General features: G+C 65.3%; 25 protein-coding genes. 7 read left to right on the top strand and 18 right to left on the bottom strand.

The window, feature by feature from the left end:
* Positions 1-194: 194 nt before the first annotated feature.
* From AC56LR_RS19035 to ompR, 6 genes are all read right to left on the bottom strand, one after another.
* Positions 195-572, bottom strand: coding sequence for a DUF4124 domain-containing protein (locus tag AC56LR_RS19035; RefSeq protein WP_497132649.1), 378 nt, complete (start codon positions 570-572; stop codon positions 195-197).
* 96 nt (positions 573-668) lie between these two features.
* On the bottom strand, positions 669-1,055 hold the full coding sequence (locus tag AC56LR_RS19030; RefSeq protein WP_497132647.1) for a RidA family protein: 387 nt from the start codon (positions 1,053-1,055) through the stop codon (positions 669-671).
* Entirely contained in the window at positions 1,056-2,027 is a 972-nt protein-coding gene (locus AC56LR_RS19025; protein WP_497132645.1) for a threo-3-hydroxy-L-aspartate ammonia-lyase, read from the bottom strand. It abuts the gene before it with no gap.
* A 46-nt stretch (positions 2,028-2,073) separates the two neighbouring features.
* The gene (locus tag AC56LR_RS19020; RefSeq protein ID WP_497132643.1) at positions 2,074-2,706 is read right to left on the bottom strand and encodes a class I SAM-dependent DNA methyltransferase; all 633 of its coding nucleotides are present in this window, start codon (positions 2,704-2,706) and stop codon (positions 2,074-2,076) included.
* 2 nt (positions 2,707-2,708) lie between these two features.
* Positions 2,709-4,082: an ATP-binding protein gene (locus AC56LR_RS19015; protein ID WP_497132641.1), complete on the bottom strand. Its 1,374-nt coding sequence runs from the start codon at positions 4,080-4,082 to the stop codon at positions 2,709-2,711.
* A complete protein-coding gene (ompR, locus tag AC56LR_RS19010; RefSeq protein WP_497132655.1) occupies positions 4,082-4,783 on the bottom strand; it encodes an osmolarity response regulator transcription factor OmpR in 702 nt (233 codons plus the stop codon). The genes AC56LR_RS19015 and ompR overlap by 1 nt, the downstream gene beginning before the upstream one ends.
* Positions 4,784-5,084: 301 nt before the next feature.
* On the opposite strand from ompR, the gene AC56LR_RS19005 reads away from it, so the two are divergent.
* From AC56LR_RS19005 to AC56LR_RS18995, 3 genes are all read left to right on the top strand, one after another.
* The gene (locus AC56LR_RS19005) at positions 5,085-5,486 is read left to right on the top strand and encodes a hypothetical protein (RefSeq protein ID WP_497132639.1); all 402 of its coding nucleotides are present in this window, start codon (positions 5,085-5,087) and stop codon (positions 5,484-5,486) included.
* Between the two features lie 171 nt (positions 5,487-5,657).
* Positions 5,658-7,553 (top strand): flagellar assembly protein A, encoded by a 1,896-nt coding sequence (locus AC56LR_RS19000; protein ID WP_497132637.1) that lies wholly within the window; start codon positions 5,658-5,660, stop codon positions 7,551-7,553.
* A 25-nt stretch (positions 7,554-7,578) separates the two neighbouring features.
* Complete coding sequence (locus AC56LR_RS18995) at positions 7,579-7,965, top strand: DUF2750 domain-containing protein (protein ID WP_497132636.1); 387 nt, start codon at positions 7,579-7,581, stop codon at positions 7,963-7,965.
* A gap of 24 nt (positions 7,966-7,989) precedes the next feature.
* On the opposite strand, the gene AC56LR_RS18990 is transcribed toward AC56LR_RS18995, so the two are convergent.
* Together AC56LR_RS18990 and AC56LR_RS18985 are read right to left on the bottom strand one after the other, a co-directional pair.
* Positions 7,990-8,832, bottom strand: a complete 843-nt coding sequence (locus AC56LR_RS18990; protein WP_497132653.1) for a DUF817 domain-containing protein — start codon at positions 8,830-8,832, stop codon at positions 7,990-7,992.
* Between the two features lie 98 nt (positions 8,833-8,930).
* On the bottom strand, positions 8,931-9,269 hold the full coding sequence (locus AC56LR_RS18985) for a hypothetical protein (protein WP_497132634.1): 339 nt from the start codon (positions 9,267-9,269) through the stop codon (positions 8,931-8,933).
* Positions 9,270-9,506: 237 nt separating this feature from the next.
* On the opposite strand from AC56LR_RS18985, the gene AC56LR_RS18980 reads away from it, so the two are divergent.
* Both AC56LR_RS18980 and AC56LR_RS18975 read left to right on the top strand, forming a co-directional pair.
* A complete protein-coding gene (locus AC56LR_RS18980; RefSeq protein WP_497132632.1) occupies positions 9,507-10,067 on the top strand; it encodes a PEP-CTERM sorting domain-containing protein in 561 nt (186 codons plus the stop codon).
* Positions 10,068-10,230: 163 nt separating this feature from the next.
* Positions 10,231-10,692, top strand: a complete 462-nt coding sequence (locus tag AC56LR_RS18975) for a chemotaxis protein CheW (RefSeq protein WP_497132630.1) — start codon at positions 10,231-10,233, stop codon at positions 10,690-10,692.
* A gap of 18 nt (positions 10,693-10,710) precedes the next feature.
* Here the strand turns inward: AC56LR_RS18975 and AC56LR_RS18970 are convergent, their stop codons facing one another.
* From AC56LR_RS18970 to dapC, 7 genes are all read right to left on the bottom strand, one after another.
* Complete coding sequence (locus tag AC56LR_RS18970; RefSeq protein WP_497132628.1) at positions 10,711-12,708, bottom strand: ATP-binding cassette domain-containing protein; 1,998 nt, start codon at positions 12,706-12,708, stop codon at positions 10,711-10,713.
* Between the two features lie 161 nt (positions 12,709-12,869).
* Entirely contained in the window at positions 12,870-13,760 is an 891-nt protein-coding gene (prmB, locus tag AC56LR_RS18965) for a 50S ribosomal protein L3 N(5)-glutamine methyltransferase (protein ID WP_497132626.1), read from the bottom strand.
* Positions 13,761-13,794: 34 nt separating this feature from the next.
* Entirely contained in the window at positions 13,795-14,937 is a 1,143-nt protein-coding gene (gene dapE / locus AC56LR_RS18960; protein WP_497132625.1) for a succinyl-diaminopimelate desuccinylase, read from the bottom strand.
* Positions 14,934-15,287, bottom strand: a complete 354-nt coding sequence (locus tag AC56LR_RS18955) for an ArsC family reductase (RefSeq protein WP_497132623.1) — start codon at positions 15,285-15,287, stop codon at positions 14,934-14,936. The genes dapE and AC56LR_RS18955 overlap by 4 nt, the downstream gene beginning before the upstream one ends.
* Positions 15,288-15,414: 127 nt before the next feature.
* Positions 15,415-16,560 carry a PilT/PilU family type 4a pilus ATPase gene (locus AC56LR_RS18950; protein ID WP_497132651.1) on the bottom strand — a complete coding sequence of 382 codons (1,146 nt, stop codon included), beginning with the start codon at positions 16,558-16,560 and terminating at the stop codon, positions 15,415-15,417.
* A 112-nt stretch (positions 16,561-16,672) separates the two neighbouring features.
* Positions 16,673-17,500: a 2,3,4,5-tetrahydropyridine-2,6-dicarboxylate N-succinyltransferase gene (gene dapD / locus AC56LR_RS18945; protein WP_497132622.1), complete on the bottom strand. Its 828-nt coding sequence runs from the start codon at positions 17,498-17,500 to the stop codon at positions 16,673-16,675.
* Between the two features lie 31 nt (positions 17,501-17,531).
* The gene (gene dapC, locus AC56LR_RS18940) at positions 17,532-18,746 is read right to left on the bottom strand and encodes a succinyldiaminopimelate transaminase (RefSeq protein ID WP_497132620.1); all 1,215 of its coding nucleotides are present in this window, start codon (positions 18,744-18,746) and stop codon (positions 17,532-17,534) included.
* A 140-nt stretch (positions 18,747-18,886) separates the two neighbouring features.
* Between dapC and AC56LR_RS18935 the strand changes: the two genes are divergently transcribed.
* The gene (locus tag AC56LR_RS18935) at positions 18,887-20,449 is read left to right on the top strand and encodes an FGGY-family carbohydrate kinase (protein WP_497132619.1); all 1,563 of its coding nucleotides are present in this window, start codon (positions 18,887-18,889) and stop codon (positions 20,447-20,449) included.
* Position 20,450: 1 nt separating this feature from the next.
* Here AC56LR_RS18935 and AC56LR_RS18930 read toward each other — a convergent pair whose 3' ends face one another.
* The 3 genes from AC56LR_RS18930 to AC56LR_RS18920 all read right to left on the bottom strand — a co-directional run bounded on the left by AC56LR_RS18930 (position 20,451) and on the right by AC56LR_RS18920 (position 23,783).
* On the bottom strand, positions 20,451-21,806 hold the full coding sequence (locus tag AC56LR_RS18930; RefSeq protein WP_497132618.1) for a diguanylate cyclase: 1,356 nt from the start codon (positions 21,804-21,806) through the stop codon (positions 20,451-20,453).
* Between the two features lie 172 nt (positions 21,807-21,978).
* Positions 21,979-23,172 (bottom strand): aminotransferase-like domain-containing protein, encoded by a 1,194-nt coding sequence (locus tag AC56LR_RS18925; RefSeq protein WP_497132616.1) that lies wholly within the window; start codon positions 23,170-23,172, stop codon positions 21,979-21,981.
* A 149-nt stretch (positions 23,173-23,321) separates the two neighbouring features.
* Positions 23,322-23,783, bottom strand: coding sequence for a RidA family protein (locus tag AC56LR_RS18920; RefSeq protein WP_497132614.1), 462 nt, complete (start codon positions 23,781-23,783; stop codon positions 23,322-23,324).
* Positions 23,784-23,987: 204 nt separating this feature from the next.
* On the opposite strand from AC56LR_RS18920, the gene htpG reads away from it, so the two are divergent.
* Positions 23,988-25,907 (top strand): molecular chaperone HtpG, encoded by a 1,920-nt coding sequence (gene htpG, locus AC56LR_RS18915; protein WP_497132612.1) that lies wholly within the window; start codon positions 23,988-23,990, stop codon positions 25,905-25,907.
* The last annotated feature ends 118 nt before the right edge of the window (positions 25,908-26,025 follow it).

The following is a 26,025-nucleotide window of genomic DNA, read 5'->3' as shown; positions in this document are numbered from 1 at the left end:
GCGACCTCGATTACCTCCACACGCGTTCGAGACCGCCCTTATTGAACTGATTACCTTGGTGCAGGAGGTGAGAATTTGAGGGGAAGGGTCAGGGTCAGGTCTGACATTCGGACACGATCCCAGCCTTGCCACAGTTGAGCCTGTGTCTGAATGTCAGACCTGACCCCGGGTTACGCTGAGATCGATTCTGTTACTCAATCCAGCGTCGCCAACCTCTGCCGCGGCGCCGCATCCAGCATCAGGAAATGCGCCCGCGCTTCTTTCAGCGTAGCGACATCGCGCATCATCGGCTTGGCCTTGACGCGCGGCGCCAGGTGGCGGCGCTGCACCGGTGGTGGCGGCAGGGCGATATGCTGGGCGGCCAGCGGATGCGGTTCGGCGCGCGGCGTGTCGTCCGGCACGCTGCTGCTGGCCAGGCGCACGGTGGCGGTGCCGTCGTCGCAGGCCTGGTCGGTCAGCGTGACGTGGCCGGCGCCATCGACGCATTTGACGATGTCCGAACCGGCGAATGCGCCGGGGGTGATGAGGGTGGTGGCTGCGATAATGAGGCTAAGGCAGAGATGACGCTTCATGGTCGGCTCCTTGTTCTTGAGCCTCCATTATTAGTGTCAAATTGACAATTCTCTGTTCGGTAGCACACGCGTGCGTACGAAACACACGACAATCACTCAGCCGTTGGGCCCTACGGGACGCGTTTCAGCAACAAGCTGCACTTCCACCAGGAAACCATAATGCAGGGCCGGCACCGGCACCACCGCGCGTGCGGGCCGGTGATCGCCGAATACGCCCGCATACGCCGCATTGAATGCCGGCCAGTGCTCGCTACCTGCCAGGTAGGCCGTGCACTGCACGACGTCCTCCAGGGCGCAGCCGGCCGCGCGCAGGATCTTCTCGCACTGGCCGAACACCGACGCGCACTGGGCCTCGAAGCCGGCGCCGGCCAGTTCGCGCGCCGGCAGCACGCCCGAGACGAATACCAGGCCGCCGCGCGTGACGACCGCCTGCGAGTAATGCCCGGCGGGCGCCGGCAGTTCCGGAGACTGGACGAATTCCATTCAAGCGCTCGTGACCAGTTCGGCGAAGCGCGACAGGTCGACGTTGCCGCCGCTGATCACGATGCCGACGCGCTTGCCCTTGACGTCGACCACGCCGTGCAGGGCGGCCGCCGCCGCCAGGCAGCCGGTCGGCTCCACCACCATTTTCATGCGCTCGGCGAAGAAGGCCATCGTTTGCGCCAGCTGGGCGTCGGTCACGGTGACGATGTCGTCCACGTGGCGCTTGATCACGTCGAAATTGTGCACGCCGAGATGGGTCACCATGGCGCCGTCGGCGATCGTCTTCGGCACCGCGATGTGCACGATCTCCCCACGGCGCAATGACTGCTGGCCGTCGTTGCCGGCTTCCGGCTCGACCCCGATGACGCGGCAAGCCGGCGACAGGGCCCGCGCCGCCAGCGCGCAGCCGGCCAGCAGGCCGCCGCCGCCGAGGCAGACCAGCAGCAGGTCCAGCTCACCGGTTTCCTCGAACAGTTCCTTGGCCGCCGTACCCTGGCCGGCGATGACGTCCGGATGGTCGTAGGGCGGAATCAAGGTCATGCCGCGTTCTTCCGACAGCTTGCGGCCGATCGCTTCGCGGTCTTCCGTGTAGCGGTCGTAGGTGATCACTTCACCGCCGTATTCTTTCGTGGCCTTGACCTTGAGCGCGGGCGCGTCGCTTGGCATGATGATGACCGACTTGATGCCCGCCAGCATTGCCGACAGCGCGATCGCCTGGGCATGGTTCCCCGACGAGAAAGTCACCACGCCGGCCGCGCGCTGGGCAGCGTCGAACTTCGCGATCGCGTTATAGGCGCCGCGGAACTTGAAGGCGCCCATGCGCTGGTAGTTCTCGCACTTGAAGAACAGCGTGCCGCCGGTGAGCCGGTCGGCGGTGGTCGAGCTCAAGACCGGCGTACGGTGCGCGGCGCCGGCGAGGCGCTCGGCGGCCAGTTCGACGTCACGGTAGGAGAGGGCGGCGGTATCGTTCATGTGGGGCTCGCGTAGGTCGGAAGCAGATAGTATAGCGAAGGAAGCCTTATTTGCCTGTGTCCCGGCATGGGCGTTGCACCACCACGCAGAGGTGCTTCTCCGGATGCTGGTCGAATGCGAGATGCCTGCATACGCAGCCCGCATCCGCGATCGCCGCGAGCAGGCCCGGTATGCCCAGGGTGCTGTAATAGACTTCGGGTCCCATTGTCGCGTCGACATGCTCGTCCGGCGCGTCCAGCCCTCCGGCCGAGAAAACGCAGACGCCGCCGTCTTCCAGCGCCGCCAGGAGTTTGGCCATGACGGGGCGTTGCGCTGCCAGCGGAACATGCCAGAGACTGTCCCAGGCCGTGATGAAGCGGTAGCTGCGCGGCGGCTGCCATGTGCAGACGTCGGCCTGATGGAGGACGACCCTTGGGTCGGCCTCGCGCGCCAGGGCGATCATCCGCGCCGAGATGTCGATGCCTTCGATTCGCAGGCCATGCGCGCGCATCAGGGGATTGAAGCGGGTATTGCAGCCGCAGCCGACGTTGAGCGCCCAGGCGCCGGGCTTTGGTTCGAGGAAGGCGAGCGCATGTTCGTGCTGCCGCATGCCGTTCGACGCGTTGAAGGCGGCGTCGAGCCAGCGTTCGGCCAGGGCGTCGTAGGCCTGGGCGATCGCGGCGCGCGCTGATTCCGGCATGGCTAGCCCGCCAGCGGCAAGGCCACCTGCAACAGCAAGCCGCCCCCTTCGCGATTGCTCACCGTCAGCTCGGCGTTATGCCGCGTGAGCACGCGCTCGACGATCGCCAGCCCCAGTCCCGCGCCGTTGGCCTGGCCGCGCGCGCTGTCCAGGCGCGTGAAGGGCTTGAGCAGCTGCGGGATCTGGTCTTCCGGCACGCCCACGCCGTGGTCGCAGATCTCGATCACCGCGCGGCGTCCGTGGCCCGTGGCTTTCACGCGCAGTACGATGGCGATCTCGGTGTAGTCCTGGCCAGGCGTCTTGCCGTATTTGCGGGCGTTCTCGATGATGTTGTTGACCACGCGGCGCAGGTCGGTGGCGTTGCCCATCACGTGCACGCCCGGCATCAGGTCGACCGCCACCTTCAGGTCGCGGATGCGGCCGGCCTCGCGGCCGACGTCGGACAGCATCTCGGACAGGTTCACCTCCACGAAGGTGGCGGCGTCGGTCGGCTTGGCGAAGTCGAGGAACTGGCCGATGATCGCGTCCATCTGGTTGATGTCCGACTGCATGCCCTCGCGCGCATCCTGCGGCAGGTCGACCATTTCGATCTCCAGCTGCATGCGCGCGAGCGGCGTGCGCAGGTCGTGCGAGATGCCGGCCAGGATCACGGCGCGGTCCTTCTCGACCTGGGCCAGATCGTCCACCATCTGGTTGAAGCTGCGGTTGGCCTCGATGATCTCCTGTGAGCCTTTCTCGGGCAGCGGCGCCGGCCGCTCGCCCTTGGCGATGGCGCGCGCGCCTGCCGTCAGGCGCGCCAGCGGCAGGTTGACGAGATTCGAAACGACGGCGGCGCCGACCAGCGACAGCAGGCCAACCAGGGTGGCCCAGCCGAGCCACTGCACGCCGGACAGGCCGGTCAGGCGCTCGCGCTCGAGCATCAGCCAGTATTCGTCTTCGTCGATATTGAAGCTGATGTAGAAACCCGGCACCCCGTTCACGGAGCTCGACAGGCGCGTCTGCTTGCCGAGGCGCTCGCGCACGGCGGTCGCGATCTCCGCCATCAGCGGCGTGTTCGGCGGCGGCTCGACGATGTCGTAGTCGTTCAGCGTGAGCACACGGATGCCTTCGTTGGACACCAGTTCGAGCAGCAGTTCACGGCGCAGGTCCGGCGCCGAGTGGGTGAGGGCGGCACGGGTGATGGTCACCGCCGACCCCACCAGCTCGGCGGTCTGCTGGACTTTCTGGTCGCGCTGGAAGACGCTGATCATGCCGATCCACGAGCCCATCGAGGCCGCGGTGAGCAGCGACATGAGCAGGAAGGTGCGCCAGAACAGGCCGCTGCGGTACCAGGCAAAGCGCGCGGCGCGCCGCGCCGCCGAAAATGGTGCGAACACTAGCGCGGCTGGCCTTCAGGGATGAACACATAACCCAGGCCCCAGACGGTCTGGATGTACAGCGGGCTCGAAGGATCCGGTTCGATGAGTTTGCGCAGGCGCGAGATCTGCACGTCGAGCGAGCGATCGAAGACTTCGTATTCGCGGCCGCGCGCAAGCTCCATCAGCTTCTCGCGCGACAGCGGCTGGCGCGCGTGGCGTGCGAACACCTTGAGCACCGAGAATTCGCCGGTGGTCAGCGGCACGGTCTCGCCGTTCTTCTTCAGCGTGCGCGTGCCCAGGTCGAGCACGAAGTCGCCGAACTCGAAGGTCTGCGGGGTTTCGCTCGGGGCGCCCGGGATTTCGTCCGGGCCCTTGCGGCGCAGGACTGCGCTGATGCGCGCCACCAGCTCGCGCGGGTTGAAGGGCTTGGGCAGGTAGTCGTCGGCGCCCATCTCGAGGCCGACGATGCGGTCCACGTCTTCGCCTTTCGCGGTGAGCATGATGATCGGGGTCTGGTCGCCGGCGCCGCGCAGGCGGCGGCAGATCGACAGGCCGTCTTCGCCGGGCAGCATCAGGTCGAGCACCAGCAGGTCGTAGCGCTCGCGCAGCCACAGCTTGTTCATGGCCGGTGCGCTTTCGGCGGTCACCACCTGGAAGCCCTGCTCCGTGAGGTAGCGGCGCAGCAGGTCGCGCAGGCGCACGTCGTCGTCCACGACCATGATTTTCGCGCTGTGGCCGCCCTGGGCGCCGGGGCTTGCGTTTGTACTGGTGTTGTTCGTCGATGGATTCATATGGATTCCGGAATTGTCAGATGCATGTCGCTATGGTAACGTCTTATCGATTGGACATCTCGTCCATATGGCTCAGCCATTACATTGTGTTACAAACTTTACCCAATCAAGCTTACACCTCAGACGGTATGCACATAAACTGGCTTCAAGTGAAAGACACATCCGGCTATTGGCGGCAAGTGGAAATCACAGCTTATCTGTTTATATGGCATCGCGGAAGAGGAACACTATGAACGACGCGCTTATGAAAAACCAGGCAGCATGCGGCACCGCCGGGAATGGGTTCGTCCGGGGTTTCGCCACTTTCGTGCGGCACGGTGTGGTCGTCTGCGTGCTGGCCTGCACCGCGGCCGGCGCCATGGCGCAAGAGCGCGACCGTGGTTCGCGCCGCGAAGACATCCAGCAGCAGCAGCAGCGCGAGCGTTTCGACGCCCGCGCCCAGGATCCGCGTTTCGACGTGCGCGCCTACGAGATGCGCGAAGAGGCGCGCCGCGCGCAAATGCAGGAAGAGGCGAACCGTGTGCGTGACGAACGCCGCGGCGGGCGCATGACGCCGGACGAGCGCCGCGACCTGCGCCGCCAGATCAACGAAGCCGGGGCGGACCTGTATCCGAACGCACGCCGCCGCTGAACGCGGCCTGGCTGCACCTGAACGGCGCCCGAGGGCGCCGTTTTTCATGGGCGAAGGGTTTCGGCGCAGACGAAGAGTGATTTCCCAGAAGAAATTTTGTTGCCATCCGTTTATTTGGTTGTCGCAACATGGTATCTTGGCGATTACCCTGCCTGATTGAAGAGCGTGATCGTGTCCGACTCCGTAGTATCCAGCACCGCCCCCCTGCCTGCCACGCGCGCCCCGGCCTCCGCTTTCGCGGGCGGCCAGTGCATCGCGAAGCAGTCCGACGGCGTGTATGCCGACGTGACCGCGCTCGGCCCGGCCCTGCTGGCGGCGGTCGACGCCATCTTCCTGAAGAACCAGTATCTTGCGGGCCTGGACTACGCCGTCCTGATCAAGGCGCTGTTCGACCACGGCCCCGATCTGCCGCGCAATGCCCGCGGCGAGACCGTGGTGCGCCTGGCCGACGACATCCTGCCCTTCGACCCGAAGCGCCGCCTGCTCTACCGCGCCGCCAAGATCGCCGACGGCCAGGCCGAATACTATTTCGAGCCGCTGTTCATGCTTGATGAAGAAGGTGTCGAGCAGCCGGCCCGGCTCGATCTCGACGAATTCATCGCCGACATGTGGACCAAGGGGATCCGCTTCGGCATCGATGTCGACGCGGTCCGGGAAGCGATAACAAGCGGCGCGGCCGGACGCTTCACCGTGGCGCGGCGCCTGCCGCCGAAACCCGGCGAAGATGCGCGCGTGGTCGAGGTCTCGAACGACCTGCACCGCAGCGACGCGCCGCGCCAGCTCGCGAACGGCAAGCTCGACCTGATGAGCTTCCAGAACCGTTTCCCCCAGGTCCACCGCGGCAACCGGCTGCTGCAAAAACTCCCGCGCGTGCACGGCGAACCGGGCTTCGACCTGTCCGGCATCGCGCTGCCGCCCGAGGTGCCGAGCGACTTCGACCTGGCCAGCCTGAGCGGCCCCGGCACCGTGGTCGACCGGATCGCGGAAGGCGAATTCCTGGTGGCCCTGCAGGACGGTTTCCTGAACGTGGACCGCTCGAGCAGCCAGATCACCGTGGGCGACAAGATCGTCAGCCATGACGGCGTGAGCGCCCGCACCACCGGCAACCTGCAGCTCAGCGGCGACTACGAGGAGTTCGGCGAAGTCCAGGAAAACCGCATCATCGAGGGCGAAGGCATCACCGTGCACGCCGACGTGTTCGGGCACATCGCTTCGCGCGGCGGCATCGTGCGCCTGAACCGCAACCTGAGGGGCGGCAGCGCGCGCAATGCCGACGGCCCGATCCAGGTGACGGGCGTGGCCTCGAGCGCCATCATCCACAGCAGCAAGGGCGAAGTGAGCGTGCAGCGCGCCGAGAACTGCACCATCTCGGGCGTGAAGGTGACGGTCGCGGAGGCCCTCAATTGCGAGATCATCGCCGACGAGGTCGTGGTCGGCCAGGCCGAAGGCTGCGCGATCGCCGCCCGGCGGGTGAGCATCGAGCGCGCCGCGCCGCGCGGGCACAGCGAGATGCGGATCTTCGTGCTGCGCCCCGACTGCAGCCGCATCGATGCGGCGATCGGCATGATCCGCGAGCGCATCAAGCAGTTCGGCGAGCTGGCCGCGCAGCGCCGCACGGCGATGCAGGAATTGTCGGCCCAGCCGGAGGTGGCCAGCTACGTCAAGCTGGCCGGGCGCGTGCGCAAGGGCGAGCTGGTGCTCACGCCGGAGCAGCAGCCGATGTTCAAGAAGCTGGCCGCCGGCGTCGCCCCCGCGCTCAAGCAGATGTCGGCCTTTGCGCAGGAGCTCAAGGACATCGAGGCCGAGCAGGAAGCGGGCGTGGCTTGCCAAGCCAGGCTGGAAGCGCAGCGCGCCCAGCACAGCGCGGTGGCCGGCGCCGACATCCAGGCGGTGGCCGGCGAGATCACGGTGCGGGCGCTGGACGTCGAGCCGGAAGCGGAAAGCATGCATGCCCTGCCGGCACGCGAATTCAAGGCGCGCCTGCGCGACGCCAGCGGCGCCGAGCTGCTGTTCTCCGGCAGCACCGGCGCCTTCAGCTGGAGCACCAGCGGCCCGGCCGACGCCTGAACCACCAACCCATCAAAGGAATACCATGACGCTGCACCTGAATGCCGACCCGCAGGCCGACCGTGACCGCTTCATTGCCGCCGTCCGCGACAGCGGCGTGGCCTGGGGCCTGCAATCGGAAGAGGGCTGGGCATGCTGCCAGTCGAACGAGGGCGAAACCCAGGTGCTGGTCTTCTGGTCAAGCGAAGCCGATGCGCGCCGCCACGCCCAGGGCGAGTGGGCGGCCTACCGGCCCGCCGCCATCGCGTTCGAGGACTTCGTCGACACCTGGCTGCGCGGCATGCACGACGACGGCATGCGCGCCGGTGTGAACTTCAACGCCGACATGGCGGGCGTCGAGATGGAGCCGGCCGACCTGGCGCGCGCGCTGCTGGTGCATCCCGACAGCGCCACGGCGCCTGCCGCCGGCTAGGCGCATCCTCGGCGCCGGCGCCTGTCAGGCACGCGCGACGTGGATTTTTTCCTTGATGTGCTTGAGGTTGGCGACGATGGTGAAGGTCATGATCACCAGCAGCGACCACGAGCTCCATTTGCTCACGTGAACGCTGGACCAGGCGCCCAGCTGGTTCGGGTAGCGCCACACGCCCCAGAAGGTTCCGATGTTCTCGGCCAGCCAGATGAAGAACCCGATCAGCACGAAGGCCAGCAGCAGCGGCATCTTGCGGTCGCGGTCGAGCGGGCGGAACACCACCATGGTGCGCGAGTAAAGACCGAGCGCGCAGGCGGCCAGGTACCAGCGGTAGTCGCCGATGTAATGGTGGGTGAAGAAGTTCAGGTAGATCAGGATCGCAATGGTCCAGGCCATCCAGTGCGGCGGATGGTGGCGGATGCGCAGGTCGAACAGGCGCCAGGCCTGCACGATATAGCTGCCGATGGCCGCATACATGAAGCCCGAGAACAGCGGCACGCCGAGCAGCTTGGTGTAGCCGGCATCCGGATAGCTCCAGGACTGGATGCTGCCGGAGACCTTGAAGGCCTCGAGCACGAAGCCGACCGCATGGAACAGGCAGATGGCCTTGAGCTCGTCCATCGTCTCGAGTCCGGAACGGACCATCCACAGCTGGATCGCCAGCGCCACCAGCAGCAGCACGTCGTAGCGCAGAATGCCGAACAGGCCTGCGCGCGGGGTCAGCATCATGGCGGCGAAGAACAGACCGACGAACAGGCAGGCGCGCGCATTCTTGAAGCCGAAATACAGGAATTCGGCGCCGCCGCGGCGCCAGCCGCCGAGCTGGCGCGCCCTGGTGTCGAGCAGCACGTTGTCGAGCGCGAGCGTCATGGGAGAAGAGCCGGGCATTCTTTTCATTGTTGTGCGGACCTGGAAGGGAGAGCCGATGAGTGATTCGATGTTGTCACAGAAGGATCGCGGAATCAATCTCAGGGCGCGCTATCGGGCAGCGCGGCGTACCAGCCGGCATACGGGGTATTGGCGACGAAGCGGCGGTTGAAGTCCGGGGCGCCGTCATGCCACCACACCGGCCCGCGCTCTCCCAGCGCGCGCTTGGCCGCATCCACGGCGGCCCGCGCGCCGTGCTCCAAGTCTGGGTCGCCCGCTTTCCTGGCGGCGCCGACCTGCCTGCGCGCATCCATGAGGCGGTTCACCCAACGCTGTCGTTCGTCCGGCGCGAGTTCCGGGTTACTGGTGCGCCAGAGGCGTCCTTTCACGACGAAATAGCGGCCGTCCGGTGTAGTGGGATAGGTACGAGGGCTGGACATGGCCCGACTATACCCAAGCCAGCGGCTCTCCCACGCACGGCTCACCCACCCGGAATAGTCTGCCGATTAAAGTTGCAATGCCGCATATTAAATCTGTCGAGAAACTTTACATTCACTTGGGAAATATTTTGGCCTGATCGGTTATGTTGTTGAATGTAAAGGAAATTTTCCTGCTGGCACGATGATTGCTAATAGGGTAGGGCGACAACAACCATAACCAACAATCGGAAGAACACCATGAACGTCCTGAAAGCATTCGCAATCTCCGTCATCCTGGCAGGCGCCGCAGCATCGGCATCGGCATCGGTCGTGCAAACCACGGCTCCGGCCGGTTCGTTCCAGCGGGGCGGCAACCAGGAACTGGGCCGCGTCACCTTCGCCGCCGGCACCAACTACGTATCGAACCTGACCAGCTCGGTCACCCTGGTCGACCAGGGCTGGGGCGGCCAGGATCCGAGCAACGGCGTCTACGTCGGCCTGTACAACGGCGAAAACCACCTGTACAACCTGCACCTGGCCGGCGCCACGCATAGCTGGTCGACCCAGACCCGCGACTTCGGCGCTGCCGAGTTGACCGAACTCAATGCGCTGCTGATGGCCATCGACCAGTCGGGCAACTTGGCAGTCTCGATGCGCATGTTCACCAATTCGTGGGGCTATCCAGGCTGGTCGCTGACCACCCAGAACGCCACCATGAGCATCACCTCGTCGCAAGTTCCTGAGCCGGCATCGATCGCCCTGTTCGGCCTGGCGATGGCCGGCATGGCGGCAGTGCGCCGCCGCAAGGCAAGCAAGTAATCGGGAAGCACCCGCACTGCCCCCGGCAGTGTCGAAGCGTCCAGGGCCCGGTCGGTAACACGACCGGGCCTTGTTGTTTCTGGAGGCTGCACTAGTTGACTACAGTCAACATTCCCAAGAGGCCACGCCCTTAGCATTGGTGATGCCGATGAAAGGGAGCACCATGTCGAACCAACCGCTAGCCGTACCCCAGCAGTTCCTTGGTTTCACCCTCGGCGGGCTCGAATATGGGCTCGACTATGCCGCCGTCCAGGAGCTCAAGCTGTTCAAGTCGCTCGAACGCTTTTCGAGCGATGGGGAAATCGTCGGCGGGGTGGCGCTTTCGCGCGGGGTGATCATGCCGGTGGTCGACCTGCGCGCGGCCTTCTCGGCGGAGCTGTCAAGGCCCGATCCGAGCACCGACGTGATCGTCGTGCGGGTCCCGGCCGGCGTGGTGGGGGTGGTAGTGGAAAGGGTGACGGGCGTAGTGCGGCTGCATCCGGAACAGGTGGCGCCGCTGCCGGGCGCCCAGGCCGATGCCGACTACCTGATCGGCCTCGGGACCATCAAGGGACGGCGCCTGATCCTGATCGACATCGACCGCCTGATGTCGCTGGCCCCGGCCGAGCCGCGCCAGGTAGCCTAGCGGCCAGCCTGGCCTTGGTCAAGCGGCCAGGCCTTCGAGCTGTTCCTGCAGCGTCATCCATTCGGTTTCCAGCTGCTCCAGGTCGCGCACCGCGAATGCCTGGTCGGCCACCAGGGTCTTCAGGCGCTCCTTCTGGCCGGCTTCGTAGACGGCCGGGTCGAGCAGCGCGGCGTCGATGCCGGCCTTCTTCTCGTTGAGCTTGGCCATCTGTTCTTCCAGGCGCTTGACCCGGTTCTCGATCGGTTTGCGCAGCGCGGCAATGCGCTGGCGCTCGCCGGCTTCCACGCGCTTCTGGTCCTTGCGCTCGGCCGGCGCCGCCGCGGCCAGCGCGGCCCTGGCCTCGGTCGCCGCCGCCGTGATCGTCGCCGGGGCGATGGTGGGCAGGGTGACCGTGCCCTTGCCGAGCTTGGTCTTGAACAGCCATTCCTTGTAGTCGTCCAGGTCGCCGTCGAAGGGCTGCAGCTTGCCGTCGGCGACGATGATGAATTCGTCGGTGGTGGCGCGCAGCAGGTGGCGATCGTGCGATACCAGGACCACGGTGCCTTCGAACTGGGCCAGCGCCATCGTCAATGCTTCGCGCGTTTCGAGGTCGAGGTGGTTGGTCGGTTCATCGAGCAGCAGCAAGTTTGGGCGCTGCCACACGATCAGGGCCAGCGCCAGGCGCGCCTTTTCGCCGCCCGAGAAGGGCTTGATCGGGCTGCTGACCATCTCGCCGGGGAAGTTGAAGCTGCCCAGGAAGTTGCGCAGCTCCTGCTCGCGCACGGTCGGCGCGATCTTGGCCAGGTGCCACAGGGGCGATTCGTCGTGGCGCAGCATCTCGACCTGGTGCTGGGCAAAATAGCCGATCGAGAGGCCCTTGCCGAGGGTGGCAATCCCCTCGAGCGGCGCCAGCTCGCCGGCAATCGTCTTGATCAGGGTCGACTTGCCGGCGCCGTTCACGCCGAGCAGGCCGATGCGCTGGCCGATCTGCAGCGAGAAGTTGATGCGCTTGACGATGGTCTTGGCGCCGACCTTGTCGCCGTGCTCGTCCAGCAGGTGGTAGCCGGCATTCACGTTGTCCAGCACCAGCAGCGGATTCGGAGCGGCCAGCGGCTCGCGGAACTCGAACGAGAATTCGGCGGCGGCGCGCAGCGGCGCGAGTTCTTCCATCTTGGCCAGGGCCTTCATGCGGCTCTGGGCCTGGCGCGCCTTGGTGGCTTGCGCCTTGAAGCGGTTGATGAAGGATTCCAGGTGGGCGCGCGTGCGCTGCTGCTTTTCCATCGCGCTGGCGGCCAGCACCATCGCGGCGGCGCGCTGGCGCTCGAAGCTCGAGTAGTTGCCGCCGTAGCGTTTGAGCTTGCGCTCGTCGATGTGGACGATGACGTTGACGATTTCATCCAGGAAGTCGCGATCGTGCGAAATGATGACCAGGGTGCCGGGATAGCGCTTGAGCCAGTCCTCGAGCCAGATGATGGCGTCCAGGTCCAGGTGGTTGGTCGGTTCATCGAGCAGCAGCAGGTCGGAAGGGCACATCAGCGCCTGCGCCAGGTTCAGGCGCATGCGCCAGCCGCCCGAGAAGCTCGCCACCGGCTGCTGCATCTGGTCGAGCGAGAAGCCCAGGCCGAGCAGCAGCTGCTCGCCGCGCGACTGCACGGTGTAGGCATCGGCATCGAGCAGCGCGCCATGCACTTCGCCCAGCGCCATGCCGTGTGCGTCCATGTCCTCGTGCGCTTCCAGGCGTTCGAGTTCGGCCTGCAGGCGGCGCAGGTTGACGTCGCCGTCGATCGCGTATTCCAGGGCCGGGCGGTCCAGCGCCGGCGTCTCCTGCGCCACGTAGGCCATGCGCCACTTGGTCGGGAAGTCGATCGACCCCTGGTCGGCATGCAGCTCGTTGCGCAGCATCGCGAACAGGCTCGATTTGCCGGCGCCGTTGGCGCCGATCAGGCCGATCTTGTCGCCGGGGTTGAGGGTAAGGTCGGCGTCCACGAGCAGCGGCTTGGTGCCGCGCATCAGGCTGACGTTCTGGAATCGGATCATGGGAGACTAACTATATTGGGATTTGCGTAGGGTGGGCGGCTTCGCCGCCCGCGCGTTCAAATGACATTTGCGTAGCGCATACGCCGGTTGAACGCGCGGGCGGGAGACCCGCCCACCCTACGGACATCGATCAGTCACCAGGCGGTGACCGAATGACTAATTTATTTGGCTTGCAGCTGTTCGGCAGTAAGCAGGAACACGGCGTCATCGCCGGCGCTGGTGGTGAGCCAGGTCAGGCCGAGGTGGCCGAAGGCGGCTTCCGCGTATTCGGCTTCGTTGCCGATTTCGACCACCAGCACGCCGTCCGGGGTCAGGCGTTCGGCGGCGCCGGCGACGATCTTGCGCACCAGGTCCATGCCGTCTTCGCCGCCCGCGAGGGCGATTTGCGGCTCGCGCTGGTATTCCGGTGGCAGCTTGCCCATCGACGCGCTGTTCACGTACGGCGGGTTCGAGACGATCAGGTTGTACTTCTTGAACGGCACGTTGGTGTACAGGTCCGATTCGATCGGGTTGACGCGGCCTTCAAGCTTGTACTCGCGGATGTTGTGCTCGGCCACGGCCAGCGCATCCTTCGAGATGTCGACCGCGTCGACCACGGCGTTCGGGAAGGCGTCGGCCATCATGATCGCCAGGCAGCCGCTGCCCGTGCACAGTTCCAGCACGTTGTCGATCGCTTCCGGGTCCTGTACCCACGGGCTGAAGGTATTCGGGATCAGTTCGGCGATGAAGGAACGCGGCACCAGCACGCGCTCGTCCACGTAGAAGTGGTAGCTGCCCAGCCACGCCTCTTTGGTGATGTAGGCGGCCGGCACGCGCTCGCTGACGCGGCGCTCGATTACGGACAGCACCTGCAGCACTTCTTCCTGCAGGAGTTTCGCGTCCAGGAAGGGCTCGAGGCGGTCCAGCGGCAGCTTCAGGGTATGCAGGACCAGGTAGGCCGCCTCGTCGAAGGCCTCGGCGCTGCCGTGGCCGAAGAACAGCTTCGCGCCGTTGAAGCGGGTGATGGCATAGCGCAGCAGGTCGCGCGGCGTGCTGAAATTGGTGGTGGTCATGGCCTTCTCCTGTCCTGTTCGTTCTTTTACTGCTTCATGTGCAAAACGCCAGCAACTGTTCGAGCGTGCGGCGGTAGATATTCTTGAGGGGGTCGATGTAGCGCAGCTCGATGTGTTCGTCGATTTTGTGGATGCTGGCGTTCGGAGGCCCGAATTCTATCACTTGCGGGCAGATGCGGGCGATGAAGCGCCCATCCGAGGTCCCGCCGGTGGTCGACAATTCGGTCTGCACGCCCAGCTCATCCTGGATTGCCACGCACAGTGCGTCGGACAGGGTGCCCTTGGGCGTGAGGAAGGGCTGGCCCGACAGCGTCCACTCCAGATCGTAATCCAGGCAATGGCGGTCGAGGATCGCATGCACCCGCGCTTCCAGGCCGTCGGCGGTGCTGGCGGTGGAAAAGCGGAAGTTGAATTCCAGGCTCATGCTTCCCGGGATCACGTTGTTGGCGCCGGTGCCGCCCTGGATGTTGGAGACCTGCCAGCTGGTCGGCGCATAGTATTCGTTGCCTTCGTCCCAGACCTCCGCCGCCAGTTCGGCCAGCGCCGGCGCTGCCTGGTGGATCGGGTTGCGCGCCAGGTGCGGATAGGCGATATGGCCCTGGATGCCCTTGATCACCAGGTGGCCGGAGAGCGAGCCGCGGCGGCCGTTCTTGATGGTATCGCCCATCACGTGATTCGATGTCGGTTCGCCCACCAGGCAGTAATCAAACGTCTCGCCGCGCTCTTCCAGCCGTTCGCACACGACTACGGTGCCGTCCGTCGCGGGGCCTTCTTCGTCGCTGGTGATGAGAAAAGCGATCGAGCCTTTATGGTCCGGGTGCGCCGCGATGAATTCCTCGCAGGCGACGACCATCGCCGCGATCGAGGTTTTCATGTCCGAGGCGCCGCGCCCATACAGCTTGCCGTCGCGCCGGGTCGGCACGAAGGGCGCCGATTCCCATTGCTGCACCGGGCCGGTCGGCACCACGTCGGTGTGGCCGGCGAAGACGAACACCGGGCTGGTGGTGCCCTTGCGCGCCCACAGGTTGGTCACGCCGTTCGATTCGATGGTCTCGCACACAAAACCCAGCGGTGCGAGCAGTTTGATGAGCGTTTGCTGGCAGCCCTTGTCGTGCGGGGTGACCGAATCCAGCGCGATCAGCTCTTCGGTGAGAAGCAGGGTGCGCGAGGGCTTCATTTGGCGAACCTGGCCGCGTATTGCTCTAGCGAGAAGCCGACCGAGACCGGGCCGGCACCTAGAAGCACCGGGCGCTTGATCACGGATGGGTTCTCCAGCATCAGCTCCAGCGCGCTGGCCTTGTCCGTGACGTGCGCCTTGCGCTCGTCAGGCAAATTGCGCCAGGTCGTGCCCTTGCGGTTGACCAGGGTTTCCCAGTCGAGTTCTTCCAGCCAGCCGGCGACCAGTTCGCGGCTCAAGCCCTGCTTCTTGAAGTCGTGGAAGGTGAAGTCGTGGCCGTTGTCCGCCAGCCAGGTGCGGGCTTTCTTGACGGTGTCGCAGTTGGGGATGCCGTGGAGGGTAATGGTCATGGGCGTAGCTCGTTGCGCCCGCGCGAGTGCGCAGGCTGATGGTATTTTTGGAAAGGCGGGAGGATAGCACAGCACGCCCCTGTGAGGATTCTACACAGGGGCGGTTTTCAGGAGCGGACGGCTGGACTCAGGTGTTGAGCGTGAATTCCGTGAAGGAAGCGCTGGACGGATCGGCGCCCGGTTTCTGCTGCTCTTCCGGCTGTTGCTGGTTGTCCGGCCCATTGTTGAGCAACCAGAGCAAATTGGTGGCCGAGTCGGCATTGGCCAGCGCTTCTTCCTGGGTCACCAGCTCGTCTTTCACCAGCTTGAGCAGGGCGGTCTCGAAGGACTGCGAGCCCGGCGACAGGCTCTTGTCCATCGCATCCTTGATCTGGCCGATCTCGCCTTTTTCGATCAGGTCGGCGATGTAGCGGGTGTTGAGCATGACTTCCACCGCGGCCTGGCGCTGGCCGCCGGCGGCGGACTTGACCAGGCGCTGCGAGACGATCGCCTTCACGCTCGACGACAGGTCCTGCAGCAGGGCGGCGCGGTTCTCGATCGGGTAGAAGCTGATGATGCGGTTCAGCGCGTTGTAGCTGTTGTTCGCGTGCAGGGTGGCCAGCACCAGGTGGCCCGACTGCGCATAGGCCAGTGCCGCCGCCATGGTTTCCTTGTCGCGGATCTCGCCGATCAGGATGCAGTCCGGCGCCTGGCGCATGGAGTTGCGCAGGGCGGTGCCGAAGCTGGTGGCGTCGCTGCCGATCTCGCGCTGGTTGACGATCGATTTCTTGTTCTTGAAAAGGTATTCGATCGGGTCCTCTAACGTGAGGATGTGGCCGGGGCGCTGTTCGTTGCGGTGATCCAGCATCGAGGCGATGGTGGTCGACTTGCCCGAACCGGTGGCGCCCACGATCAGGAGCAGGCCGCGCTTTTCCATGATCAGTTCGGACAGCACCGGCGGCAGCCCCAGTTCGCCGATCGGCGGGATATTCGCCGGCACGAAACGGAACACGGCGGAAATCGAGCCGCGCTGACGGAAGGCCGACAGGCGGAAGCGGCCGAGGTTGGGCACGGACACGCCCAGGTTCAGCTCGTTTTCGCGGTCGAGTTCCGTCATCTGCTCGGGCGTGGCGATTTCCGACAGCAGGGAGATGATGTTCTCGGGTTCGAGACGATGCTGGTTGATCGGGATGAGGTTCCCGTTGATCTTGATATGCACCGGCGAGTTCACGGCGAAGAACATGTCGGATGCGTTCTTCTCTTTCATCAGCTGGAACAGGCGGTCCATGGCCATCATCGTCTCCTTGAAATTGTGGTGCGCAACAGCCGGTTGAACGCGCGGTCGGCGGAGCCGACCACCCTACGTAGGGTGGTCGGGTTCCCCGACCGCGCGTCCAACTACCGCATCAATCCCCGCGCAGCAGGTCGTTGATCGCGGTCTTCGAGCGCGTCTGGGCATCGACGCGCTTGACGATCACGGCGCAATACAGGCTGTACTTGCCGTCGCTTGATGGCAGGCTGCCCGACACCACCACGGAGCCCGACGGCACGCGGCCGTACGTCACTTCGCCGGTTTCGCGGTTGTAGATCTTGGTCGACTGGCCGATGTACACGCCCATCGAGATCACCGAGTTCTCTTCGACGATCACGCCTTCGACGATTTCCGAGCGCGCGCCGATGAAGCAGTTGTCTTCGATGATGGTCGGGTTGGCCTGCATCGGCTCGAGCACGCCGCCGATGCCGACGCCGCCCGACAGGTGGACGTTCTTGCCGATCTGGGCGCAGGAGCCGACGGTGGCCCAGGTGTCGACCATGGCGCCTTCATCGACGTAAGCGCCGATGTTGACGTAGGACGGCATCAGCACCACGTTCTTGCCGATGAAGCTGCCGCGGCGGGCGACGGCCGGCGGCACCACGCGGAAACCGCCCTTGGCGAAATCTTCCGGCGTGTAGCCGGCGAACTTGGTCGGGACCTTGTCATAAAATTGCATGCCGTCGCCGCCCGACACCGGGACGTTGTTCTCGAGGCGGAAGGACAGCAGCACGGCCTTCTTGATCCACTGGTTCACGACCCAGCTGCCGGTGTCTTTCTGCGCCACGCGCAGGGTGCCGGCATCCAGGCCGGCCAGCACGTGGGCGACCGCGTCGCGCACTTCGGCGGGCGCGTTCGACGGGCTGATGTCCGCGCGCTGTTCCCACGCGGTGTCGATGATGTTCTGGAGTTGTTGGGTCATGATGGATCTTCAGTGGATGAATTGGGGGTGCTCAGGCCAGCGTCTTGCAGAACTCATTGATGCGGTTCGCCGCATCGAGGCCTTCGTCGACACCGGCCACCAGCGCCATGCGGATGCGGTTGCGGCCGGGGTTGACGCCGTGCGCTTCGCGCGCCAGGTAGCTGCCCGGCAGGACGGTGACATTATATTCGGCGTAGAGGCGGCGTGCGAAGTCGGTGTCCGACAGGCTTGTCCTGCGCACGTCGGCCCACAGGTAGAAACCGGCGTCGGGCAGCTCGACGTCCATCACTTCGCGCAGCAGCGGGGTGATGAGCCTGAATTTTTCGCGGTAGAGCGCGCGGTTTTCCTGCACGTGGTGCTCGTCGCCCCAGGCCGCGATCGAGGCGGCCTGCACCGGCGGAGACATCGCGCCGCCGCAATAGGTGCGGTACAACAGGAATTTCTTCATCAGTTGCGGGTCGCCCGCGACGAAGCCCGAGCGCATGCCCGGCACGTTCGAGCGCTTCGACAGGCTGGAGAACACGATCAGGTTGGCATACGGGTGTTCACCGCTGCTGCGCCCGAGCTGGTGCGCCGCTTCGAGCGCGCCCAGCGGCGGCGTCGCGCCGAAATAGATCTCGGAATAGCACTCGTCGGCCGCGATCGCGAAGCCGTGGCGGTCGGACAGCGTGAACAGCTGCCGCCAGTCCTCGAGCGAGAGCACGGCGCCGGTCGGGTTGCCGGGCGAGCAGACGTACAGCAGCTGCACGCGCGGCCAGACGGCGTCCGGCACGCTGCCGAAATCGGGCGCGAAGTTGCGGCCGGGTTCCGAGTTCACGTAATACGGCTCGGCGCCGGCCAGGTAGGCCGCGCCCTCGTAGATCTGGTAGAACGGGTTGGGGCTCATCACGAGCGCATCGCCTTTCGATGCATCGACCACGCACTGGGCGATGGCGAACAGCGCTTCGCGCGAGCCGTTCACCGGCAGCACCATGGTGGCGGGGTCGACCGGCGGGAGGCCGTAGCGGTGCTCGAGCCAGCTGGCGATTGCCGCGCGGAGCAGCTCGCCCCCGATGGTGCTGGGGTAGCTGGACAGGCCCGCCATCGCGTGCGTCAGGGCTTTTTCGATGAAGGGTGGCGTCGGGTGTTTCGGTTCGCCGATGCCCAGGCTGATCGGGCTGTAGGCGTCGTTCGGGACCACGCCGGCGAACAGCCGGCGCAGTTGTTCGAAGGGGTAGGGGTGGAGCTGGTCGAGATGTGGGTTCACGTCGGTAGCCGCCAGGTGCGGTGTGCGCTTTCGATATTCCGTCAATTATAGCCCTAGCCCGGCCGCAAGCAGGCAAACCTGTGACGGGGCGGCGCGATACGGTAGAGTGACGGACGCTTTCCGGACGAGAATAACATTGCATGAATGACCCCCTGATCCTCGCTATCGACAACGGCACCCAGAGCGTGCGCGCGCTGCTGTTCGACCTGAAAGGCGAGATCGTCGCCAAGTCGCAGGTGCAGCTGCTGGACTACACGAGCGCGCATCCCGGCTGGGCCGAGCACGACCCCGAAGGCTTCTGGCAGGCGCTCTGCCAGGCCTGCCGCGCGCTGTGGGCCCAGCCCGGCGCCGACCGCAGCCGCATCAAAGGGGTGGCCGTCACCACCCAGCGTGGCACCGTCATCAACGTGGACCTCAACGGCAAACCCTTGCGCCCGGCGATCACCTGGCTCGACCAGCGCCGCACCGAGACCGTGCCGCCGATCGGCCCCCTGTGGCGCACGGCCTTCCGGCTGGCGCGGGTGAGCGGCACCATCGACTATTTCCGCGGCGAGGCCGAGATCAACTGGATCCGCGCGCACCAGCCCGAGGTGTGGCAAGCGACCCATCGATTTCTGCTGCTCTCCGGCTACCTGAATTACCGCCTGTCCGGGCGCTATGCCGATTCGACCGGCTCGCAGGTCGCATATATTCCCTTCGACTATCGCCGCCGCAAGTGGGCGGGACGGCGCGACTGGAAATGGCAGGCGCTGGCGATCGAGCCGCGCATGCTGCCCGAATTGTTCGAGCCCGGCACGCGCCTGGGCGAGATCAGCGCGCTGGCAGCGCTGGACACCGGCATCCCCGAAGGCCTGCCGCTGCTGGCCGCGGCCGCCGACAAGGCCTGCGAAGTGATCGGGGCCGGCTGCAGCACCCCGCAGGTGGGCTGCCTGAGCTACGGCACCACCGCCACGATCAACACCACCGGCACGCGCTATGTCGAGGTGACGCCCTTCGTGCCGCCGTATCCGGCCGCCATTCCCGGCGCCTACAGCACGGAAGTGCAGGTCTTCCGCGGCTACTGGATGGTGAGCTGGTTCAAGGAGCAGTTCGGCCACCACGAGCAGTCGCGCGCCCTGCTGGAAGACGTGGCGCCCGAGCGCCTGTTCGACGAACTGGCCAATGCCGTGCCGCCCGGCTCGATGGGCCTGATGCTGCAGCCTTACTGGACCCCGGGCATCCGGGTGCCGGGGCGCGAAGCCAAGGGCGCGATCATCGGCTTCGGCGATGTGCATACCCGCGCCCACGTCTACCGCGCCATCCTGGAAGGGCTGGCCTATGCGCTGCGCGAAGGCAAGGAGCGCATCGAGCGCCGGAGCGGCACCCGGATTACCGAATTGCGGGTGTCGGGCGGCGGCTCGCAAAGCGATGCGGCGATGCAGCTCACCGCCGACATTTTCGGTTTGCCGACTTCGCGGCCGCACGTGTATGAAACCTCGGGACTGGGGGCGGCCATCGATGCGGCGGTGGGACTGGGGCTGTACCCGGATTTTGCGACGGCGATCGCCGCGATGACGCGGGTGGGGAAGGTGTTCGAGCCGATCGCGGCCAACCACGCCGTTTATGATCGGCTGTACCGCGAGGTCTACCTGAAGATGTACCGGCGCCTGCAGCCGATGTACCGCGACATCGCGCGCATCACCGGCTACCCGAAGCAGGTGTAGTTCAGCGCGCCAGCGCCTGGCTCATCGCATCCCAGGCATACCCGGCGCCGACCGTCAGCACCTGGTTGCGCCCGCCCGCCTTGGCGTCGTACATGGCGCGGTCGGCGGCCAGGAACAGCGCGCGCAGCTCGTCGAAACTGGTCGGCACGATGGTGGCCGCGCCCACGCTGACGGTGACGAATTCAAGGGTGGTCGAGCGCGGGTTCGGTACGCGCAGCCGCTCGACGTCGGCGCGGATCGCTTCGGCCACCCTGGACGCGCCGGCATGCGGGGTATCGGGCAGCAGCAGCACGAATTCCTCGCCGCCGTAGCGCGCGGCCGGGTCGGTTGCGCGCAGGGCGTGGGCCTGCAGCGCGCTGGCCACCGCCTGCAGGCACTGGTCGCCGGCGGCGTGGCCGAGCAGGTCGTTGTACAGCTTGAAGTGGTCGACGTCGATGACCAGCAGCGACAGCGGCTTCGCATTGCGCATCGCGCGCTGCCATTCGCGCTCGAGGCAGGCGTCGAAATGGCGGCGGTTGGCGATGCCGGTGAGCGGGTCGGCCAGCGCGGCGCGCTGCAGCGCATTGGCGGACTGCTTGTGATGGGTGATGTCGTGCAGCATGGCGACCCAGAGCTGCTCGCCGGTGGTCATCGGCGACAGGTTCAGGTCCATCGCGCGCAGGCTGCCGTCGGGCAGGCGCAGCAGCACTTCGCGCGTGCCGCGGCAGTGCTCCGGCATGGCGTCGCCGAGGCTGGCGAACCAGGCGGCGACCTCGGTGGCGGCGGGTTCGGCCACCAGTTCGGCCAGCGGCCGGCCGGCCAGTTCGCGGTCGCTGTAGCCCAGGCAGCGCTCGCTGGCCGGATTGGCATACTGGATGCGGCCGTCCTGGCCGAGCAGCATCAAGCCTTCGTCCATGCCGTCGACGATCATGCGCAGGCGCTTGACCTGCTGGGTATGGGACTGGTTGGCCGCGCGGATCTGCAGCTGGGCCCGGACCCGGGCGCAGACTTCCGGCAGGCGCAGCGGCTTGGCGATATAGTCGGCCGCGCCGTGGTCGAAGCCGGCGACGATGTCGTCGGTGTCGGAACAGGCGCTGACGAAAATGACGGGGATATCGGCGGTGCCCGGCTGGTTCTTCAGGCGGCTGCAGGTTTCCAGCCCATCAAGGCCGGGCAGCATCACGTCGAGCAGGATCAGGTCGGGCTGGACGCGGCAGGCAAGGTCGAGCGCGCGTTCGCCGGAGGTGGCCACAAAGGTGCGGTAACCCTGGCAGCGCAGGATATCCTGCAGCAGCCCGAGGCTGGCGGGGGCATCGTCGACAATCAGGATCGCGGCCTGGCGCAGGGGCGCGGGAACTGCGAAAGCAGGATGATTCATGGGGTTCAGGCCGGTTCAGACTGACGAGATCATACTCCCATCATCTTCGCCTGCGGCAACTATCGTTTCCCATAGAAACATCGCTGTTGCGGCCCTACAACTTTTGGTCGACCCATGGTGGGTAACCGGCGGTCGTGCTGCGGGCGGCCGTGGGCGCGCCCGCAGGGTGTGCTTACAGCATGTCCTTGATCAGCTTGCCGAGGACGGCAATGCCTTCACGGATGCGTTCCGGCGGCACCGTGACGAAGGACAGGCGCAGCGTGTTGCTGGCCGGGTCGTTGGCGTAGAAGGGCGCGCCCGGCACGAAGGCCACGCGTGCGGCCAGCGACTGGTCCAGCAGTTTCATGGCGTCGACGCTCTTCGGCAGGGTCACCCAGATGAACATGCCGCCTTCGGGCTTGGTCCAGGTCACGCTGCCCGGGAAGTGCTCAAGCATCGCATCGAGCATCACCTGGCACTGGTCGCCGTACAGCTTGCGGATGGTCGGGATGTGCTGGTCGAGGAAGCCGTCCTTGACCACTTCGTGCACGACCATTTGCGTGAGCTGGGCGGTGTGCAGGTCGGCCGCCTGCTTGGCCAGCTCGAGGCGGCGCACCAGCGGCAGCGGGGCGCAGACGTAGCCGAGGCGGATGCCCGGGGTCAGCACCTTCGAGAACGAACCCATGTAGATCACGCCGTCCGGGTTCATCGCGACCATCTTCGGCATCGGCTCGCCTTTATAGCTCAGGGCGCCGTACGGATCGTCCTCGATCAGCGGGATGCCGAAGCGGGCGCAGGTCTCGACCAGCTCGTGGCGGCGCTCGAGCGACAGCGAACGGCCGGTCGGGTTCTGGAAGTTCGGCAGCGAGTACAGCATGCGCGCGCCTTCGGCCACGGCGGCGATCGACGAGGGCACCAGGCCGTGCTCGTCGGTGTCGACCGATTTGAATTCGGGACGGTAGACCGAGAAGGCCTGCAGCGCGCCGAGATAGCTCGGGGTTTCGACCAGCACGCGGCTGCCTTCGTCGACCAGGACCTTGCCCAGCAAATCGAGCGCCTGCTGCGAGCCCGAGGTCATGAGGATCTGTTCCGGCAGGATGCGGCTGCCTTCCGTGGAGAGCGAATTCGCGATCCATTCCCGCAGTGGCGCGTAGCCGTCGGTCGGGCCGTATTGCAGCGCGACCTTGCCTGCTTCGGTCAGCACCTTGTCGTAAGCGGCTTTCATGCGCTCGACCGGGAAGGTGGCTGGCGACGGCAGGCCGCCGGCGAAGGAGATGATCTCCGGACGCTGGGTGATTTTCAGGATTTCGCGGATGAACGAGCTTTGCAGCTGCTGCGCGCGCTCCGAAAATTGCCACTGGATAGGATTTGGATTCTCGATTTTCATACTGTTCTCACTGACAGGAAGGGACCGCACGGTAGTGCCGGGCCATTATAAAGCACGCCGGGTAGGCGGCTTCGGGAAGAGCCGGTCCGGATAGGCCCGGCTCGCTACCGATACGTCTAAACAAATGTCATATTTGTTTAGACAATTGTTCAGGCAACTTCGACGATCATCTCGATTTCGACGCAGGTGCCGCGCGGCAGCGAGGCCACGCCGAAGGCCGAGCGGGCGTGCTTGCCGGCATCGCCGAACACTTCGCCGATCAGTTCCGAGCAGCCATTGGTGACCAGGTGCTGTTCGTTGTATTCCGGGGTCGAGGCCACCAGGCTCATGACCTTGACGATGCGCTTGACGCGCGTGAGGTCGCCGCCGACGGCTTCCTGCAGGGTGCCCATCAGGTCGATCGCGACCGAGCGTGCGGCCGCCTGGCCATCCAGAGTGGTCTTGTCGCGGCCCAAAATGCCGGCGTTCGGCGAGCCGTCAGCGTTCTTGGCGATGTGGCCCGAGATGAAGACGAGGTTGCCGGTCTGCACGTACATGACGTAGGCGGCGGCCGGGGTGGCCGGCGCGGCCAGGGTGATGTTCAGTTCTTTGAGTTTGTCGTAGACGGACATGGTTTTTTTCGATGCGGTGAATGAAGCCGATATTGTACGTCCAGCCAGCCGCGTCCGACACGTTTACCGGCAAGGGCTTGGCCGGAGCTACCCTGCCGGGTTAGAATAATTGCAACATTGACTTTATAAAACAGGCCTTGAAATCGCTTTCGCCATCCCTATATGGCTGCAATCCGTTTAACCTGAACCACCACGAGGAACAACATGGCTGTCGCCGAAAAAGAAACCCTTGGCTTCCAAGCAGAAGTAAAACAGCTGCTGCAACTGATGATCCACTCCCTGTATTCAAACAAGGAGATCTTCCTGCGCGAACTGATCTCGAACGCATCGGACGCGGCCGACAAGCTGCGTTTCGAGGCGATCAACAACGATGCCCTGTTCGGCAACGACCATGAGCTCAAGATCAAGGTGTCCTTCGACAAGGACGCGCGCACCATCACGATTTCGGACAACGGCATCGGCATGAGCCGCGACGAAGTCATCTCGCACCTGGGCACGATCGCGAAGTCGGGCACCAAGGAATTCTTCAGCAAGCTGTCGGGCGACCAGCAGCAGGACGCGGCCCTGATCGGCCAGTTCGGCGTGGGCTTCTACTCGGGCTTCATCGTGGCCGACAAGATCATCGTCAACACCCGCCGCGCCGGCGCATTCGCCTCCGAAGGCGTGCGCTGGGAGTCGACCGGCGAAGGCGACTACAGCATCGAGTCGATCGAAAAGGCGGGCCGCGGCACCGACGTGATCCTGCACCTGCGCGCGGGCGAGGAAGAGCTGCTGTCGTCGTGGAAGCTGAAATCGATCATCCGCAAGTATTCGGACCACATCTCGCTGCCGATCGTGATGCAGAAGGAAGAGTGGGACGAAGAGCAGAAGCAGACCGTGCTCAAGGACGAATTCGAGACCGTCAACCAGGCCAGCGCGCTGTGGGCCCGCAACAAGGCCGACATCACCGCCGAGCAGTACAACGAGTTCTACAAGCACGTCTCGCACGATTTCCAGGAACCGCTGACCTTGACCCATAACCGGGTCGAAGGCCGCAGCGAATACACCCAGCTGCTGTACGTTCCGGGCCATGCGCCGTTCGACCTGTGGGACCGCAACAAGCGTGCCGGCATCAAGCTGTACGTCAAGCGCGTGTTCATCATGGACGACGCCGAGCAGCTGATGCCGACCTACCTGCGCTTCATCAAGGGCGTGATCGACTCGAGCGACCTGCCGCTGAACGTCTCGCGCGAGATCCTGCAGGAGTCGCGCGACGTGAAGGTGATCCGCGAAGGCTCGACCAAGCGCGTGCTGGGCATGCTGGAAGAAATGGCGAACGCCGACGAGCAGGAAGGCCGCGACAAGTACACGACCTTCTGGAAAGAATTCGGCCAGGTGCTCAAGGAAGGCATCGGCGAAGATGCGACCAACAAGGACCGCATCGCCAAGCTGCTGCGCTTTGCCTCGACGTCGAACGAGTCGAGCGAGCAGACCGTATCGTTCGCCGACTACATCGGACGCATGAAGGAAGGCCAGGACAAGATCTATTACGTCACCGCCGACAGCTTCAACGCCGCGAAGAACAGCCCGCACCTCGAGATCTTCCGCAAGAAGGGCGTCGAAGTGCTGCTCATGACCGACCGCGTGGACGAGTGGATGCTGTCCTTCCTGAGCGAGTTCGAAGGCAAGGAACTGGTGTCGGTGGCCAAGGGCGGCCTGGACCTCGGTTCGCTGGAAGACGAGGCGGAAAAGAAGGAGCACCTTGAAGTCGAAGCCGGCTACAAGGAACTGGTCGAGAAGATGAAGGCCGCCCTGGGCGACAAGGCCAAGGACGTGCGCGTGACCTTCCGCCTGACCGATTCGCCGGCCTGCCTGGTCGCGGACGAGAACGAGCTGTCCGGTAACCTGCTGCGCATGCTCAAGGCCGCCGGCCAGGACGCGCCGGAGTCCAAGCCTATCCTCGAGATCAACCCGAACCACCCCTTGGTGACGCGCCTGAAGTACGAAGACGCGGCCGGCACGCGCTTCGGCGACTGGTCGCACATCCTGTTCGACCAGGCGATGCTGGCCGAAGGCGGCAGCCTGAGCGATCCGGCGTCCTTCGTGAAACGCCTGAACGAGATGCTGCTGGCGACGACGGCGTAAAGTGTCGTTCAAGTCGCACACGAAACCGGGGCACTGGCCCTAATGCCGTTCAGTTAGCATAAAAATGTAGGGTGGCCGGCTTCGCCGGCCGCGCGTTCACATCACCGATGCGCTGTGG

Source organism: Telluria sp. ZT3P39 (assembly GCF_059685935.1).
Note: the sequence above shows the minus strand (reverse complement) of the source record. Positions and strands in the feature narration are given on the sequence as shown.

Bases quoted from the DNA above. Each gene is read 5' to 3' on its own strand.
- AC56LR_RS19035 (WP_497132649.1), bottom strand. From the start codon at position 572: ATGAAGCGTCATCTCTGCCTTAGCCTCATTATCGCAGCCACCACCCTC.
- AC56LR_RS19030 (WP_497132647.1), bottom strand. From the start codon at position 1,055: ATGGAATTCGTCCAGTCTCCGGAACTGCCGGCGCCCGCCGGGCATTAC.
- AC56LR_RS19025 (WP_497132645.1), bottom strand. From the start codon at position 2,027: ATGAACGATACCGCCGCCCTCTCCTACCGTGACGTCGAACTGGCCGCC.
- AC56LR_RS19020 (WP_497132643.1), bottom strand. From the start codon at position 2,706: ATGCCGGAATCAGCGCGCGCCGCGATCGCCCAGGCCTACGACGCCCTG.
- ompR (WP_497132655.1), bottom strand. From the start codon at position 4,783: ATGGTCGTGGACGACGACGTGCGCCTGCGCGACCTGCTGCGCCGCTAC.
- AC56LR_RS19005 (WP_497132639.1), top strand. From the start codon at position 5,085: ATGAACGACGCGCTTATGAAAAACCAGGCAGCATGCGGCACCGCCGGG.
- AC56LR_RS18995 (WP_497132636.1), top strand. From the start codon at position 7,579: ATGACGCTGCACCTGAATGCCGACCCGCAGGCCGACCGTGACCGCTTC.
- AC56LR_RS18990 (WP_497132653.1), bottom strand. From the start codon at position 8,832: ATGACGCTCGCGCTCGACAACGTGCTGCTCGACACCAGGGCGCGCCAG.
- AC56LR_RS18985 (WP_497132634.1), bottom strand. From the start codon at position 9,269: ATGTCCAGCCCTCGTACCTATCCCACTACACCGGACGGCCGCTATTTC.
- AC56LR_RS18980 (WP_497132632.1), top strand. From the start codon at position 9,507: ATGAACGTCCTGAAAGCATTCGCAATCTCCGTCATCCTGGCAGGCGCC.
- AC56LR_RS18975 (WP_497132630.1), top strand. From the start codon at position 10,231: ATGTCGAACCAACCGCTAGCCGTACCCCAGCAGTTCCTTGGTTTCACC.
- AC56LR_RS18970 (WP_497132628.1), bottom strand. From the start codon at position 12,708: ATGATCCGATTCCAGAACGTCAGCCTGATGCGCGGCACCAAGCCGCTG.
- prmB (WP_497132626.1), bottom strand. From the start codon at position 13,760: ATGACCACCACCAATTTCAGCACGCCGCGCGACCTGCTGCGCTATGCC.
- dapE (WP_497132625.1), bottom strand. From the start codon at position 14,937: ATGAAGCCCTCGCGCACCCTGCTTCTCACCGAAGAGCTGATCGCGCTG.
- AC56LR_RS18955 (WP_497132623.1), bottom strand. From the start codon at position 15,287: ATGACCATTACCCTCCACGGCATCCCCAACTGCGACACCGTCAAGAAA.
- AC56LR_RS18950 (WP_497132651.1), bottom strand. From the start codon at position 16,560: ATGGCCATGGACCGCCTGTTCCAGCTGATGAAAGAGAAGAACGCATCC.
- dapD (WP_497132622.1), bottom strand. From the start codon at position 17,500: ATGACCCAACAACTCCAGAACATCATCGACACCGCGTGGGAACAGCGC.
- AC56LR_RS18935 (WP_497132619.1), top strand. From the start codon at position 18,887: ATGAATGACCCCCTGATCCTCGCTATCGACAACGGCACCCAGAGCGTG.
- AC56LR_RS18930 (WP_497132618.1), bottom strand. From the start codon at position 21,806: ATGAATCATCCTGCTTTCGCAGTTCCCGCGCCCCTGCGCCAGGCCGCG.
- AC56LR_RS18925 (WP_497132616.1), bottom strand. From the start codon at position 23,172: ATGAAAATCGAGAATCCAAATCCTATCCAGTGGCAATTTTCGGAGCGC.
- AC56LR_RS18920 (WP_497132614.1), bottom strand. From the start codon at position 23,783: ATGTCCGTCTACGACAAACTCAAAGAACTGAACATCACCCTGGCCGCG.
- htpG (WP_497132612.1), top strand. From the start codon at position 23,988: ATGGCTGTCGCCGAAAAAGAAACCCTTGGCTTCCAAGCAGAAGTAAAA.